The organism is Actinoplanes sp. M2I2 (assembly GCF_023544445.1).
Classification (GTDB): Bacteria; Actinomycetota; Actinomycetes; order Mycobacteriales; family Micromonosporaceae; genus Actinoplanes.
The window spans coordinates 1-14,004 of the sequence record NZ_JALPVJ010000041.1; the positions used below are offsets into that span (position 1 = coordinate 1).

At 68.7% G+C, this 14,004-nt stretch carries 17 protein-coding genes; 9 read left to right on the plus strand and 8 right to left on the minus strand.

The window, feature by feature from the left end; translation table 11 throughout:
* Positions 1 to 196 (minus strand): hypothetical protein (locus HJC40_RS43595; RefSeq protein WP_250009730.1); only part of this gene is annotated, 196 nt, incomplete at its 3' end.
* Between the two features lie 186 nt (positions 197 to 382).
* The gene (locus HJC40_RS43600; protein ID WP_308201011.1) at positions 383 to 1,261 is read right to left on the minus strand and encodes a response regulator transcription factor; all 879 of its coding nucleotides are present in this window, start codon (positions 1,259 to 1,261) and stop codon (positions 383 to 385) included.
* A 164-nt stretch (positions 1,262 to 1,425) separates the two neighbouring features.
* Here HJC40_RS43600 and HJC40_RS43605 point away from each other — a divergent pair, with 164 nt between their 5' ends.
* From HJC40_RS43605 to HJC40_RS43615, 3 genes are all read left to right on the plus strand, one after another.
* On the plus strand, positions 1,426 to 1,644 hold the full coding sequence (locus HJC40_RS43605; RefSeq protein ID WP_250009731.1) for a hypothetical protein: 219 nt from the start codon (positions 1,426 to 1,428) through the stop codon (positions 1,642 to 1,644).
* 169 nt (positions 1,645 to 1,813) lie between these two features.
* Positions 1,814 to 2,848: an ankyrin repeat domain-containing protein gene (locus tag HJC40_RS43610; RefSeq protein ID WP_374273677.1), complete on the plus strand. Its 1,035-nt coding sequence runs from the start codon at positions 1,814 to 1,816 to the stop codon at positions 2,846 to 2,848.
* The gene (locus tag HJC40_RS43615; protein ID WP_250009733.1) at positions 2,841 to 3,968 is read left to right on the plus strand and encodes an epoxide hydrolase family protein; all 1,128 of its coding nucleotides are present in this window, start codon (positions 2,841 to 2,843) and stop codon (positions 3,966 to 3,968) included. Before HJC40_RS43610 ends, HJC40_RS43615 begins: the two co-directional genes overlap by 8 nt.
* On the opposite strand, the gene HJC40_RS43620 is transcribed toward HJC40_RS43615, so the two are convergent.
* Complete coding sequence (locus tag HJC40_RS43620) at positions 3,931 to 4,704, minus strand: MerR family transcriptional regulator (RefSeq protein WP_250009734.1); 774 nt, start codon at positions 4,702 to 4,704, stop codon at positions 3,931 to 3,933. The genes HJC40_RS43615 and HJC40_RS43620 overlap by 38 nt on opposite strands.
* A gap of 236 nt (positions 4,705 to 4,940) precedes the next feature.
* Between HJC40_RS43620 and HJC40_RS43625 the strand changes: the two genes are divergently transcribed.
* Positions 4,941 to 5,456 (plus strand): FBP domain-containing protein, encoded by a 516-nt coding sequence (locus HJC40_RS43625; protein WP_250009735.1) that lies wholly within the window; start codon positions 4,941 to 4,943, stop codon positions 5,454 to 5,456.
* An 80-nt stretch (positions 5,457 to 5,536) separates the two neighbouring features.
* Here HJC40_RS43625 and HJC40_RS43630 read toward each other — a convergent pair whose 3' ends face one another.
* Entirely contained in the window at positions 5,537 to 6,463 is a 927-nt protein-coding gene (locus HJC40_RS43630) for an NADP-dependent oxidoreductase (protein ID WP_250009776.1), read from the minus strand.
* A 117-nt stretch (positions 6,464 to 6,580) separates the two neighbouring features.
* Here HJC40_RS43630 and HJC40_RS43635 point away from each other — a divergent pair, with 117 nt between their 5' ends.
* The 3 genes from HJC40_RS43635 to HJC40_RS43645 all read left to right on the plus strand — a co-directional run bounded on the left by HJC40_RS43635 (position 6,581) and on the right by HJC40_RS43645 (position 9,146).
* A complete protein-coding gene (locus HJC40_RS43635; RefSeq protein ID WP_250009737.1) occupies positions 6,581 to 7,054 on the plus strand; it encodes a MarR family winged helix-turn-helix transcriptional regulator in 474 nt (157 codons plus the stop codon).
* Positions 7,055 to 7,332: 278 nt separating this feature from the next.
* Positions 7,333 to 8,607, plus strand: a complete 1,275-nt coding sequence (locus HJC40_RS43640) for a condensation domain-containing protein (protein ID WP_250009738.1) — start codon at positions 7,333 to 7,335, stop codon at positions 8,605 to 8,607.
* 128 nt (positions 8,608 to 8,735) lie between these two features.
* Positions 8,736 to 9,146 carry a hypothetical protein gene (locus HJC40_RS43645; RefSeq protein WP_250009739.1) on the plus strand — a complete coding sequence of 137 codons (411 nt, stop codon included), beginning with the start codon at positions 8,736 to 8,738 and terminating at the stop codon, positions 9,144 to 9,146.
* A gap of 20 nt (positions 9,147 to 9,166) precedes the next feature.
* Here HJC40_RS43645 and HJC40_RS43650 read toward each other — a convergent pair whose 3' ends face one another.
* Positions 9,167 to 9,370 carry a hypothetical protein gene (locus HJC40_RS43650; RefSeq protein ID WP_250009740.1) on the minus strand — a complete coding sequence of 68 codons (204 nt, stop codon included), beginning with the start codon at positions 9,368 to 9,370 and terminating at the stop codon, positions 9,167 to 9,169.
* Between the two features lie 226 nt (positions 9,371 to 9,596).
* Between HJC40_RS43650 and HJC40_RS43655 the strand changes: the two genes are divergently transcribed.
* On the plus strand, positions 9,597 to 10,907 hold the full coding sequence (locus HJC40_RS43655) for a sensor histidine kinase (protein ID WP_250009741.1): 1,311 nt from the start codon (positions 9,597 to 9,599) through the stop codon (positions 10,905 to 10,907).
* Positions 10,908 to 11,084: 177 nt separating this feature from the next.
* Here HJC40_RS43655 and HJC40_RS43660 read toward each other — a convergent pair whose 3' ends face one another.
* The 3 genes from HJC40_RS43660 to HJC40_RS43670 all read right to left on the minus strand — a co-directional run bounded on the left by HJC40_RS43660 (position 11,085) and on the right by HJC40_RS43670 (position 13,172).
* Positions 11,085 to 11,768, minus strand: coding sequence for a GPP34 family phosphoprotein (locus HJC40_RS43660; protein ID WP_250009742.1), 684 nt, complete (start codon positions 11,766 to 11,768; stop codon positions 11,085 to 11,087).
* 42 nt (positions 11,769 to 11,810) lie between these two features.
* The gene (locus HJC40_RS43665; protein ID WP_250009743.1) at positions 11,811 to 12,215 is read right to left on the minus strand and encodes a RidA family protein; all 405 of its coding nucleotides are present in this window, start codon (positions 12,213 to 12,215) and stop codon (positions 11,811 to 11,813) included.
* Positions 12,216 to 12,290: 75 nt separating this feature from the next.
* A complete protein-coding gene (locus tag HJC40_RS43670) occupies positions 12,291 to 13,172 on the minus strand; it encodes an alpha/beta fold hydrolase (RefSeq protein WP_250009745.1) in 882 nt (293 codons plus the stop codon).
* A gap of 261 nt (positions 13,173 to 13,433) precedes the next feature.
* On the opposite strand from HJC40_RS43670, the gene HJC40_RS43675 reads away from it, so the two are divergent.
* Positions 13,434 to 13,976, plus strand: coding sequence for a sigma-70 family RNA polymerase sigma factor (locus tag HJC40_RS43675; RefSeq protein WP_250009746.1), 543 nt, complete (start codon positions 13,434 to 13,436; stop codon positions 13,974 to 13,976).
* Positions 13,977 to 14,004: the final 28 nt, after the last annotated feature.

Genomic DNA, 14,004 nt, shown 5'->3' on the forward strand with positions numbered 1-14,004 from the left:
ACGAAGCCACCGGATCCTCGCCGGCGTTCGGCCACCACCGCTCCGGCTGCGCCACGCACGGGCGGCCGAGCGGCGAGGTGCCCTCGACCGGGCCGGTGTCGGGCCGGCTGGTGTACTCGGCGTTGCATGCGTTCGAGAGCGCATCGTCTCGCCGCGTACCCTCGTCGTCTGCGTATGCGGGCTGGATACCAGTCATGCTCCGACCTTCGACGTCTCGACGCGCGGTCCACCGAAATGGACCGGCTTTCGGGCTCGGCGCCTTCCGCCGTCGATGCGACACCATGTGGCGGGAACAGAGTCAAGGACCGGTGATCTGGCACTCACTGCTGGCACGTCACGGTCTCTCGCTGACAGCGCGGACGCCAGGCTCGACGTCGTCGGCTCAGGTCGGGTTGTCCAGGGGAGCGACGCCGTTGCGGTAGGCCCAGATGACGGTCTGGAGGCGGTCGCGGGCACCGATCTTGGCCATGGCCCGCCGGAGGTGGCTTTTCACGGTGCTGACCTCGACGACGAGTTCGGCTGCGATCTCGGCGTTGGACAGGCCTCCGGCGAGCAATCGTACGATCTCGGCCTCGCGAGAGGTCAGGAGCTGATCGGCCGCCGGCCCGGGCGCCGGGGTGGGGATGGCCGGGCGCCGGCGCGCGAACTCAGTGATCACGCGGCGGGTGACCGTCTGATCGACCAGGCCCTCGCCGGCGGCCAACCGGCGGATCCCCTCGATGAGCTCGTCCATGTCGGTGTCCTTGAGCAGAAAGCCGCTCGCGCCGGCTTCAAGCGCTCCGAACACGTACTCGTCAAGCTCGAAGGTCGTCAGCACCAGGACAGCCGGCGGCGGGTCGATCTCGCTGACGATGACCCGGGTCGCGTCGAGGCCGTTGCCGCCCGGCATGCGGACGTCCATGCACACGACGTCGGGACGCAGCCGACGTGCGAGCGCCACCGCGTCGGGACCGCTGGCCGCCTCGCCGACGATCTGGATGTCCTCGGCCAGCTCGATCAGTGAGCGGAAGCCGGCCCGCAGCAGCGGCTGATCGTCGACCAGCAGCACCGTGATCATGAGCCTGGCCTCCTTACGGTGGTCGATCTTGACCGTCACCTCGGGGCTCTTTCCCTTCGCCGTCCGGGTGCGTTCGGCGGCGAGGGCGGCGTCGCTGCGTACACGAAGGTTGATTCCGGCGGCGGGATACCGACGGGCGGCCGACACCGATGCTACCCACGCCGGTGTCCGCGTGACCCGGCCGGCCTGGCCGAGCGACGACATTTCCTGCCGGCGACGCAGATCCTGCCGGTCACCTCCGTCGCAAGTCGCAAGCCGAAGTTCGTGCTCGCGCCGAATGTACTGGTCAGGCGATGAACGGCACGGTTGTATCGCGGCCCGGCCCGGTCGTCCGACGTTCCCGCCCAGCCTGTTCAAGGAGCCCGCCCATGGCACAGCAACCGCCCGAGTCTCCGGCGACGTCGCGGCATTCGAACACAGCGAGCGGGGTAGCCGTCATCACCGCGGCGCTGATGGTCGGTCTGGCCCCGTTCGCGACGTCGCAGGCCGCTCGTATCCTGCAGCGCCCCGAGCTGGACCGGCTGGGCGGACATCGTTCGGGAATTGCTCGAGACTCCGACGGACGGCAGGTGGACCGCGACGGGTGAGCTGTCCTACGGCCTTCTCCCTCAAGCCCCCGCTGCCCTTGACTGTGTGGCGAGCACACGGTTTCTGATAGAACCACCAGCTCTCACGAGCCAAGAGGAAGGTCCGGCTCCCGCACCGGCATCGGCGCTGCCCTGCTGGCCGCGGGTGACGCGGAAAAGGAGGATGAACATGACCTGGGAAGCCGCGATCCGAGCCGGCGACGCGGTGTCGGTGGGCGAACTGCTCTCGTCGGAGGCGAATCCCGATCTCCGCGACTCCGACGGTTGTACGCCTCTGATGATCGCTGCCGGCCTAGGCCGGTCGGACGTGGTCGAGCTGTTGCTGACGGTGGGCGCGGACGTGTTCGCGGTCGAGCCGCGCATGGGCGCCACCGCCTTGCACAAGGCGACGCAATCCGGCGATGCCGATGTCATCGGTCTGTTGCTCGACCACGGTGCGTTCGTCGATCAGCAGTCTCCCCGGCTCGGGCACACGCCCCTGATGGACGCGGTCCAGCACAAGCACGAGGCCGCGGTCCACCTGCTGCTGGCGCGGGGCGCCCGGACGACCATCCGAAATCATTGGGGGGAGACGGCGCTCGATCTGGCCCGGCAGGACGAGGCCCATGACATCGCCGGTCTCATCCGAGCCAGAGACGACGCGGACGCGGCCCGGGTTCACGCCCTGCCGTTGCCGGCGGCGGTCAAGGCCGGCGACCTTCCCGAGGTGGAACGGCTCATCGCCGCCGGTGCACCACTCGACGAGCGATTGCCGGAGGTCGGCGGGCACGACGACGACTACACCCCGCTCGGGCTGGCCGCTCGCGACGGGCACACCGAGATCGTCCGCGCGCTGCGTGACGCGGGGGCGGACCCGCGGCGGCTCACCGGGTTGATGCAGGCGACGCCGGGCCACGAAGCCGCGTTCGCCGGGCATGCCGACGTCCTGCGGGCGCTGACGACATCCGGGCGGACCGGCGCGCCCTCGCTCGATCTGGACGCGCAGGGCGCCTACAACGGCTTCACTGCCTTGCACGATGCGGTCTGGCACGGGCACGGGGAAGCGGCTCGCATCCTGATCGACGCCGGCGCACGGCTCGATCTGAGGTCGCACACCGGCCACACCCCCCGGCAACTGGCGCTTCACTACGGCTACGACGACCTCGCCGCGTTTCTGGCCGAGGCGGAACGACGCGAGTCCGGAAACGGTGCCCCTCATGAGTGACGCGATCCAGCCACGTCCCTTCGCTGTTCCCGAGGCTGCGCTCGACGATTTGCGCGAGCGGCTCCGGCGTACCCGTTGGCCCGAACCCGAGCCGGTGCGGGACTGGAGTCAGGGCGTGCCGTCGCGGAACTTGCGGGCACTGTGCGACTACTGGCGCGACGGCTACGACTGGCGGGCGTGCGAGGCCCGGCTGAACGCGCTGGACCCCTCGACCACCCGCATCGACGGGCTCGACATCCACTTCCTGCACCTGCGCTCGCCCGAACCGGACGCGACCCCGCTCGTGATGACTCACGGCTGGCCCGGGTCGGTCATCGAGTTCCTGAAGGTGGCGCCCCGGCTGGCTGACCCGCGAGCACACGGTGGCGTCGCCGAGGACGCTTTCCACGTCGTGCTGCCGTCCATGCCCGGCTTCGGGCTGTCCGGCAAGCCGGCGGAGACCGGTTGGGGACCGGAGCGGATCGCGCGGGCCTGGGTCGAGCTGATGCGACGGTTGGGCTACGACCGCTTCGTCGCGCAGGGCGGCGACTGGGGGCATGCCGTCACCACGGCGCTGGGCGCCATCGGTGAGCCCGCGGTCCGGGCGATCCACTCGAACATGTTCCCGACCTATGGCGACGAGGAAGCCACGAACTCGCAGGAGGAGCGGGCGCTGCGCCGTCAGCGTGACTTCCAGGCCAACGAGTCGGGCTACCAGCACGAGCAGATCCAGAGTCCGCAGACCATCGGTTACGCGCTCACCGATTCCCCGGTGGGGCAGGCGGCCTGGATCTACGAGAAGTACGAGCAGTGGACCGACCACGGCGGCGACCCCGAAGCTCTGTTGAGCCGGGACGAGATGCTGGACAACATCACGCTGTACTGGTTGACCGGAACCGCCGCCTCGTCCGCGCGCATCTATTGGGAGAGCTTCCGCAGCTATCGCGATCCCAGAGTCGAGGTACCGGTCGGCGTGAGCATCTTCCCCCGTGACATCTACCTCGCCAGCCGGCGCTGGGCGGAGGCGAAATACCCCAAGCTCGTGCACTACAACGAACTGCCCCGAGGCGGGCACTTCGCCGCGTGGGAACAGCCGGAACTGCTCACGGCGGAGATCCGCCGGACGTTCCGCCACGTGTGAACGAGATGTCCGCCGCGAGCGACTGGCTCAGTCGCTGCTGGGCGAGGGCGCCGGCCCGGCTGAGCACGTCGAGCTGGGCCGGGTTGTAGAGCGCGACCACCGCGTCGACGAATGTCTGCTGGGTGACGTGCTTGTCCTTGGACAGGTGCTGGGCCGGGTCGTTCAGCCAGGGATAGTCGGCCAGGTGCTGTGCCAGCGTCGGCGCCAGCTTCTCGGCGAGGCTCTGCCGGGTCCGCTCGTCGGCGTTTGGTGGCAGAGCGTCGATCTCGGCGCTGATGGGATCGGTGCCGGCCTCCACCATGCGCCGCAGGTCCCGCATGGTGTCCTGGTCGTACAGCTGGGTGAAGACATGCAGGAGGGAGTGGTCGGAGGCCGACAGACGCGGCGCGACGGACTCGAAGCCCGCGGGCGCGTCGGCCGGCCCACCTCCGCGCAGGATGACGGCGATGTCCGAGCGGGCTCGGCCCAGACGCTGGACCTCGACCGCGAGGTCGGCGTCGATCTGGCGCAGCAGTTCCGGGCCGTAGTCGCCTTCCGGGCGGATCTGGGCCAGCGGAACACCTAGTTCCGTGAGCCGCCGGATGCGCAGCAGGCTGACGAGATGCCGCACCTGGTACTGCTTGTATCCGTTGTTCCGGCGCTCGGGCTCCTCGAGCAGGCCGAGCCGATGGTAATGCCGGATGGTGTTGACCGTGGTGCCGGACAGTTCGGCGAGCTCACGGGTGCTCCAGGCCAAGTCAGCCCCCCTTCCTGGTGCAGGCGGCCGCTCTCACGGTCGTCGTCGATGTCAGACTCGCACCCGCGGCGACGCCTTCGCGTCGGTAGAAGTCCCTTACGCCTTCGCGACGACGCGCGCCCGGCGGGCGATCGACGAAGTTCGTCTCTTCGAGCTGCCACCGGGAGATAGCCTAAAGGTCTTAGGCGCAAAACAAAAAGTATGTTGCGTCAGCCTAATAGGTGTAGGTTTGAGTCATGGAACCTCTCACCGAGCGCGATATCCGCGCATCGTTCGTCAACTGCACCAAGGGTGAGACCAAACGCTTGGCCGTACCCACCGACCTCGTCGAGCGGCCCTGGGGCGATCTGGACTTCCTCGGGTGGCGCGACCCCCGATCACCGCAGCGGGCCTATCTGGTCGCCGAGTCCGGCGGCACCCTGCTGGGGGTGGCTCTGCGCCTGGCCTCCCCGACAGCCGGGCAGCCGCGGCGCAGTATGTGCTCGCTCTGCCTGACCATCCACAACCCGGGTGGTGTGTCGCTGATGACCGCGGTCAAGGCGGGTCGCAGTGGTCAGCGCGGCAATTCCGTCGGCACCTACATCTGCGCCGATCTGGCTTGCTCCCTGTATCTGCGCGGCAAGAAGTCGGCCGGACCGGCCACGCGCCTGCAGGAGTCGCTCACCGAGCAGGAGAAGATCGAGCGTACGGCCGGAAAGGTTGCTGCCTTCCTGGCCAGTCTGACTGCCTCGGACTCACCGGCGACCCGCTGAACGCGTGAGGCGGCGCGGCCCTCGGTGACGAACCACGCCATGCAGCCGGCCCGGCAGTTCTTCAGGCCGCCGTCCTCAGGTCAGGCGACGACGATGACCGTCTTGCCGAGTAGTTTGCCGTTGCCCGAGTCCTGGTGGACGGTGGGCAGTTCGGCCAGCGGCCGGCGGTCGGCGATGTGCAGCTTGAGGACGCCGTTGTCGACCCGGGAGACGAGGTCGGCCAGGTGGGAGCCGTCGGGGACGACCCACACGGACGCCGTACGGACCGAGCGGGTCTCGTCGGCCGGTACCGGGCCGGCCGAACTGACGACGATGCCCCCGTCACTCACGTACGCGGTCAGCCTGGCCAGGTCGTCCGGGGCCAGGCGCACGTGGTTGATCACCACGTCGAACGGGCCGCCGACGACAGCCGGACCGGCGTCGAGCTCCAGCGGGCCGACGACCTTTTCCGCGCCGTATCCCGTCAGCCGGTCGGCGTGCTGGGCGCCGTCGACGGCGGTGACCGCCGCGCCGGCCTCGACGGCGAGCTGAACCACCAGGCTTCCCACCGCACCGCCGGCCCCGTTGACGAGTACGGTCTGCCCGGCCCTGATCCCGGCGAGCTCGACTGCCGCCTGACGGGCGGCGAGCCCGGTCAGGGGCAGGGCGGCGGCGTCGGTCAGGGTGATGCTGCGGGGTGCGGCGGTCACCAGGTCGGCCGCCACGAGCGCATACTCGGCGGCTCCGCCGTGCTGATCCAGCGGGAACATGGCGATGACGGGGTCGCCGATCTGCAGCCCGCCGACCCCGTCGCCGAGCTCAGCCACGGCGCCGGCGACGTCCAGCCCCGGGGTGATCGGCAGCGGGGTGGGGATCATCTGCGCCAGCACGCCCAGCCGGATGTGGTCGTCGACCGGGTTGAACGAGGTGGCGACCACCTTGACCAGCACTTGGCCGGGGCCCGGGACCGGCCGGGCCACCTCCTCCGAGCGCAGAACGTCGGTGCTGCCGAACTCGTGGTAGCGCATCGCCTTCACGGCTTACTCCTCCTGATTGTGCTGCCTTTTGACTTGCCTAGGCAAGTGAGAGGCAAGCATCGCTCACTTGCCTAGGCAAGTCAAGAGGCAACGGTTTAAGCTGCTGGGATGACCGGCGACCCCCTTTGGCTCGACGACGAGCAGCAGAAGGTGTGGCAAGACCTGCGCACCGTGGTCGTCGCGCTGCCCACGCTGCTGGACCGCCAGCTGGAGCGCGACGAGGGCATCTCGAACTTCGAATACAGCGTGCTGGCCCGCCTGTCGATGACCGAGACCCACACGATGCGACTCAGCGACCTCGCCGCCCAGTGCGACAGCACGCAACCCCGGCTGTCCAAAGTGATGGTCCGCTTCGAGCAGCAGGGATGGGTCACCCGCAGCCCCGACCCGCGCAACGGCCGCTACACCCTCGCCACGCTCACCGACGCCGGCCTGAAGAAGGTCGAACAGAGCGCCCCGGCCCACGTCGAAAGGGTCCGGCAACTCGTGTTCGAGCCGCTGAGCGCCGCCCAGCAACGCCACCTCGGCGCCGCGCTGGCCCGCGTCGCCGCCCTGATACGCGAGCAGCACGACGCCTCCTGATGAGACGCATCCCCGTTGCGGACCGCCGCCGTCCAACAGCCGGAGAGGTTTCGCGGACCTGTGTTCCGTCAGGTCTCTGAGATGTAGGTCTCACTCAGGTGACCAGGTTCCGACAACACAGTGTTGTCTTGGGCTCGTGGAAATGGCGGCGGATCACATCGTCGCGGCGGTGAGCATGCCTTACGGCCCGGCGCCCGATCGCCGAGGCCTCTCACATGCCACCAGAAGCATTGCCGGGTAGCCCGTCGCCGTCGCTGCCTCATCGCTAAGGGGATGTCATGTCGTCAGCCGGAGTGTTTCAGGCCTCTGGGCCGGGAACGCAGTCGAGCGGGGTCTTGCGGCCTCTCGGTGCGTTCGAGCGTCTCTACTACCGCTATGCCGAGCGGAATCCGCTGCACTTCACCGTCGCCGCGGAGTTTCGGGTGTCCCTGGACGAAAAGCGAGTGCGTGCTGCGCTCGCCGCTGTGCAGGAGCGCCATCCGTTGCTCTCGGCGCACATCGAGGATTTGCCGGACACTCGGCTGACCTTCGTCCGTTCCCGGAACGTACGATCGGTCGGTCTCACGAAGATTCAACAAAGATCGTCCGAATGGCGGTCACATGCCGCAGATGAACTCAGCCGGCCGTTCAACCGGTCGGAAGCTCCCTTGATGCGGGCGGTCCTCGTCGGCGACGGGGAGGGTTCCACCATCCTGCTGACGTTCGATCACACCGTCGCGGACGGAATCTCGGCGATCCGCATCATGCGGGACCTCGTGATGGCTCTGAACGACCACCCGCTGACGCCGCTGACGCTGCCACCGTCCCAGGAGGAGATGCTCGCCCGGTCTCTGCCCGAATCAGATCGGCGAATCCCTGAGGCGAAGGACGGCGACCGGCGCTTGGTCGGTCCCGCTACGCTCAGGCCCTTTGACCGCAGTGCCGCCCCTGACATTCACACGGCCGAGTTGACCGCCGCCGAAACTGGTCGGCTGATTCAAAGGTGTCGTGCCGAAGGAACGACGGTAAATGCGTTGATCACGGCGGTGGCTTCCGGTGTCCGCGCCAAGGAGCGCACGGAACAGTTCGTCAGGACGGTCACGAACATCAACTTCCGGAGCCTCATCGGTGCCGGCGACGACTGTGTGGACTACTTGACCGCAACGCGCACCGGGATGGCTCCCCATGACGGCTCGACGGTGTGGGATCAGGCCCGAGTGATCGGCAAGGACATCGCTGCCGCTAGGTCGCCGGCCGGAATCGGCGGTGCATCGGCGCTGACGCAGCAGTTCATCCCCGCCGATGCGGGGAGCGAGCTCGCCGAGAGTTTCATGGTGGGGGCACTCTCGTACGAGATCATGATCAGCAACCTCGGCGTTCAGGACATCCCGGATGTGGGCCCGGTGCGCCCCCATGCCCTGTGGGGACCGATTCTGCTGTGCCAGGTCGAAGGGGAGTACGTCACCGGGGTCACCACCTACGATGGCCGGCTGCGCTTCGTCACCTGCGCACACGATTCGGTCAGTGCCTTCGTGGATGAGCTCCGCGCCGCACTCGTGAGTGCCGGCGACTGATCCGACGGCGTCATGACCAGGTGGTGCGAGGCGTGGAGTCAGCCTACTCGCGGCGGGCCGGCCCCGCGCCGTCAACTCCCGTCCGAGGGCTGCGTTGCTCGGCGCTGCCGCCGAGCCGGTCGCCTTCGGTGGCGCTCGCTCCGGTCGACGCCGTCAATCTGACCGTCGAGGCCGTCGGCCCGCAGATCGACTATTACCTGCACGGCGGCATCACCGCGGTTCAAGCCGTGCTGCCCGCCATGACGGCCAGGCGCTCCGGCGTCATCGTCGTCACGACGGGCGCCTCGTCCGGGCCCGTCATCCACCCGCCGCTCGGCAGCGTCGGCGCTGCTACGGCGGCGCTGCGCAACTGGACCCTCCAACTGCATGCTGCCCTCGAACCCCACGGCGTCTACGCGGCACACGTGGCCATTGCCGCGTACATCGGAAAAGGCGGACCCCAGTCTCAACCCGACGCCATCGCTGAGGCCTATCGTGAGCTGGTGACGAGCCGCACTCAGGCAGAGCTCGTCTACCGCGACGAGACCCTGAAGCTCTAGGCAGGCACCCCGGGGAGAGCTCAGTTCGGCCGTACCCATACGTCCATGACGATCTCGACGGATTCGCGGACGATGCCGTACCAGCCGATGTGGGTCTCGGTGGCCGGCGTGGTGGCCGCCTCGGACCTGATGGACAGCACGAAACCGGCCAGTGCCGCCGAGGCCAGGACAGCCAGGGCGATCAACAGGCGCGGACGTGGATGGTTCGGGGTCTGTCCCGCCATGGTGGTTCCCTCGAACGAACGGTGTGGAGCTCACCATCAGGCTGCCCTCCCCGACCTCGCCGGCACATCTGGCGCGGGCATGAACTGTGCCTTGCGACCTCCGACGGAGACGGCTCCGCCGCAGGTAGGAACTTCGCTGCCGTACGCCTCGAGAATCACCGTGAGCCGAGTCCCGTCGGTAGCATCGGTGCCGGCACACGTCGGGAACGCGAATGGGTGAGCAGCGATGGACAAGCCCCGCGGGTTCGGCGGGTCAGCCGATCGGAAGCGACGCGACTGGGACAGCAGACTGGACGCGCTGGGACTGACGACGCCCTTGCGGCGTGACAGTGCGCTGGCGATCCTCGTTGCCGGCGTGACGGCCGGCCTGCTTCTGCTTCCCGGCATCTCCGGCACGGTCACCACCTTCACCGATGGCCCGCCGTTCGTGGTGGCGGGACTGCTGGTGGCGCAGGCGGCGGCGTTGTGCCTGCGCCGGGTCCGGCCGATGTGGTGCCTCACCGCGGTCCTGGCCCTGCAGATCGGCCTGGCTCTGGCCGCGGGGCCGGGGGAGGGCCTCCGCGGAGCGGCCCTGGCCATCGCCGTCTACTCCTGTGGCACGTTGATGCCGAAGCGCAGCGCTGCGCTGGTCGCTGGGCTCGCGGCGTTCACGGAGACGGCAAGCTTCGTGGTGCTGAGCGCGATCCCGGCCGCCCTCGCGTCGACCGTCCCTGCATCGCCCCCGCTGATCTCGCGCATCGTGGTGCAGATTGTTCTCTCGGCGACCCTCTATGGCGCAGCGGCTGCGCTCGGCCGCAACACCACGATTCGCCGCCGGTACACCGAGATGGTCGAGCTTCGCGCCGCCGAGGCCGCGGAGAACCTGAGCGTGCGGACCGACGCCGCTCTCGCCGCCGAGCGCACCCGGATGGCCCGGGAACTGCATGATGTGGCCGCCCACCACCTCACCGCCCTCATCGTGCAAGCGACCGTCGTGGAACGCATGCTCGACCGGGATCCGGACGCGGCTCGCCGGAGTGCCGCCGCCATCCGTACGGAGGGGAAAAGCGCCTTGCAGAATCTGCGGTTGGTCGTCGGGGCCCTGCGAGAATCCGGCCCGGCCGAACCGGGACTGCCCCACGGCGGCGCGCCCGTACCCGGTCTGGTGATGATCGAACATCTGGTCGCCGGCCACGCGGACACGCAGGCCCGGCCCCGGCTGATCGTGTCCGGCCAGCCTGGTGACCTGTCGGAGGCGGCCGATCTGGCCTTCTACCGCGTGACGCAGGAGGCGCTGTCCAACGCCCGCGATCACGCACCCGGCGCCATGGTCACCATCACGATCGATCACCGGAAGGAGGCCAGTGTGCTCGAGATTCACAACGGCCCGGGTTCCGCCCGGCAGACGCGGGCCGATCGTCGCCATCGCGGCTTCGGACTGATCGGCATGCGCGAGCGCGCCGGCCTCATCGGGGCCTCCCTGTCCGCGGGCCCGACTCCGGACGGTGGCTGGTCGGTCAAGCTGACCATTCCCCGTACGGCCGGCCGGCCCCGATGATCACCGGGTACGGGCCGTCCGGGTCGGCCGTCGCTCGATCCTTCGTCGGTCAGTCGTTGTGGAGCGCGCGTCGACGCCTCGCGTAGACCCGGGGGCCGACGCGGGAGACGAACGCGAACGGTAGCGCCGGGATGGCGTCGCGGAGGATGCGGTCCGTGCGGCAACTCTCGCCGGCGGTCAGGCGCTTCGGCGCAGCGCGATGGAATAGGACAGGGCCTTGCGCAGGCCCGGCAACTCCTGCTCGACCCGATCGGCCAGGGCGCGGATGGCCGGCTTGTGCGTTCTCAGTTCGCGCCAGCGGAACATGGTGCCCACCAGTCCGTCGACCGCCAGGGTGGTGAGCACGGCGTCCCCGAGCGAGACGGATGCGGGTGCGGAGTCTGTCCGCACCGCGTCGCGGATCCGGCTCCGCAGCGCCTGAACCTGCGCGGGATCGACGGTGACGATCTTCTTGCGCCGGATCGGGCCGAAGACCTGATGGTGCTCGATCGTGATGTGCCCGGCGCCGGCAAGTTGTTCCTGGACGAAGCGCTCGGCCTTGTCCCATCGGCTCTCCAGCACGTCGAACCAGCTTCGTGGCTGGTCCGGCGGAACGTCGCCGAGCACCTGCGCGAGGAACGGGTCGATGGTGGCCGGTGCCGGGGTGTTCGTTCGCCCGGCCTTGCCGCCGCGGTCGTGCAGCAGGCCGGCGATGCGAAGCTCGGCGACCGCGGCCGCGGAGAGCAGCGATCCACGAACCGGTTCGCTGTCGGCGTCGAGCCGGCCTTTCTCCTCCTGGAGACTGAGGAGGAAGAGTCGGTGCGGCAACGGCAGAGTCTCGACCGTCGGCCTCGATCCGGTGGGGCCGGAGGACGGCATCATGCGGAGAATCCTTCACGAAAGGGGAGGGGCGTCGGCGGCATCTCAGTCGAGGACGGCGGTTGCTTCGATCTCCACGAAGAAATCGGGTGTGAAGAGAGCTTGGACGCCGATGATGCTGATGGGCGGAGTCGGAGCGGGCAGACCCTCGGCCTGCGCCCGCGCGATGCCGGCGAGAACCTCGTCCCACTTCTCCGGCACCCAGTCCACGATGTAGAAGGTGAGTCGCGCGAGGTCGCCGGCGTCCCCTCCCGCGCCGCGGACACCAATGATGATGTTGCGCAGCGCGGCGTGGACCTGACCGGCCAGATCCGGTGCGGCCGGCCGGAAGTCGGGGGTGACGCCGGCCTGGCCGGCCAGCAGGATCAGCCGGGACCCGGTCGCGGCAGCGACCGGAAAATAGTCGGTCTGCCGGAGCAATCCGTCCGGGTGCAAGAACTCGACGGCCATGTGATTTTCCCATCCCTGCGTTGCGGGCTCTGCCTGGTGATCTCTCCTAGTGAAATCGGTGTTCCGGGAACACAGTCAAGATGAGCGCTGACTTCCTCGGTGGTGCCGGCCGAGGAAGTCGCGGATGAGGTCGGCGACATCGTCCAGGTGGCTCTCCAGCAGGAAGTGGCCGCCGTCCACGAGGTGCACCTCGGCGTCGGGCAGGTCTTCGCCGAAGGCCTTCGCCCCGTCGGCCGAGAAGATCTCGTCGTTGCGGCCCCAAACCGCCAGAACGGGAATCCGGTTAGTGCGCAGGTGTTCCTGAAGCCGGGGATAGATCGCCCGGTTCGTCGGGTAGTCAGCGAAAAGGCGCAGTTGCACCTCGTCGTTGCCCGGCCGCTGAAGCAGTGCGTGGTCGAGGGTCCAGGTGTCAGGACTGACGACGCTCGGATCCGGTACGCCGTGGGTGTATTGCCAGACGATCGCGTCCAGGCCCAGGGCCGGGCGGATGGCCGCCTCGGTCCGCGGGTTCCGGTTCTCGGCGTAGGCCCAGACCGGGGCCCAGAAATCGGGTACGAAGCCGGCCTCGTAGGCGTTGCCGTTCTGGGAGATGACGGCGGTCACCGGAGCGTCGGGCCTCAGGGCGAGCCGCCATCCGATCGGCGCGCCGTAGTCCTGGACGTAGATGGCGTACCGGCGGACTCCGAGCTGCCCGAGCAGGCCCGCGGTGAGCCGGGCCAGGGCGTCGAAGCTGTATGCGAACTCCTCCATCGTGGGCGTGCCGGACTGGCCGAAGCCGAGGTGGTCGGGTGCGATCACGTGGTACCGGTCGGCCAGCCTCCCGATGAGCTCACGGAACATGAACGAGCTGGTGGGGTATCCGTGCAGCAGCACCACGGCCGGAGCGCCGGGGTCCCCTGCTTGCCGATAGAAGAGCCGATGTCCTTCGACGACGGCGAACCGGTGAAAGACGCGCATCGCTGACCTCCTTGGTGTTCCCGGGATTGTCAGACCAGGCGACACCGTGTTCCTGGCACATGGTCAAGGCGTTCGACGGCTGAGCCGACTCGCAGGGGAGTCAGGCGCGGCGATCGAAGCGGACTTGACCCTGTGGAGGGGGCGCTTGACTGTGTCGTGAGAACACGGCTTCCACTCAAGAAGTCGAAACAGCAGCTCGGCTCCGATGAGCACGGGCCGCTGGTTTCGTTGCCGATGGCGTACTGAGTGGAAGGACCGGCGATGCTCGTTGTGGTTCATCCGAGATCCGAGGCGGATGCGGCGGTGCGGGAGCAGCGCATGTGTGAGCTCTACGCGGCTACCGCGGCCCAGTTGAGGCGTTATCTCGTACGTCTGTCGGGTCGGCCCGAGGATGCCGAGGATCTGCTTCAGGAGACCATGTTGCGGGCCTGGCGGCGGGTCGACGACTTGCCTGCCGGTGTCGAGGCGCGTCGCCGTTGGATGTTCACGGTGGCGCGGAACGTGGCGATCGACGCGGTCCGGAGCATGAGGGCCCGGCCGGCCGAGGTGTATGGAGCTGACGGGGTGGCGGCTGCGGCGGTTCCCGATGAGACCAGCCGTCTGCTCGATCGGCAGGTGTTGGGGGACACCCTGGCGCGGTTGACTGATCGACAGCGAGCGGTACTGGTGTCGTTGTACTGGACGGATCGGTCGGTGGCCGAGACCGCCGCGAGTCTGGGTATCCGGGAGGGGACGGTGCGTTCTCGCTCGCACTATGCCTTGCGCGCCGTCCGGGGCCTGCTGAGCCGCATCGACCCCGGCTAGCGTGGCCGCCCCTCGTGCCGGAGTGCCG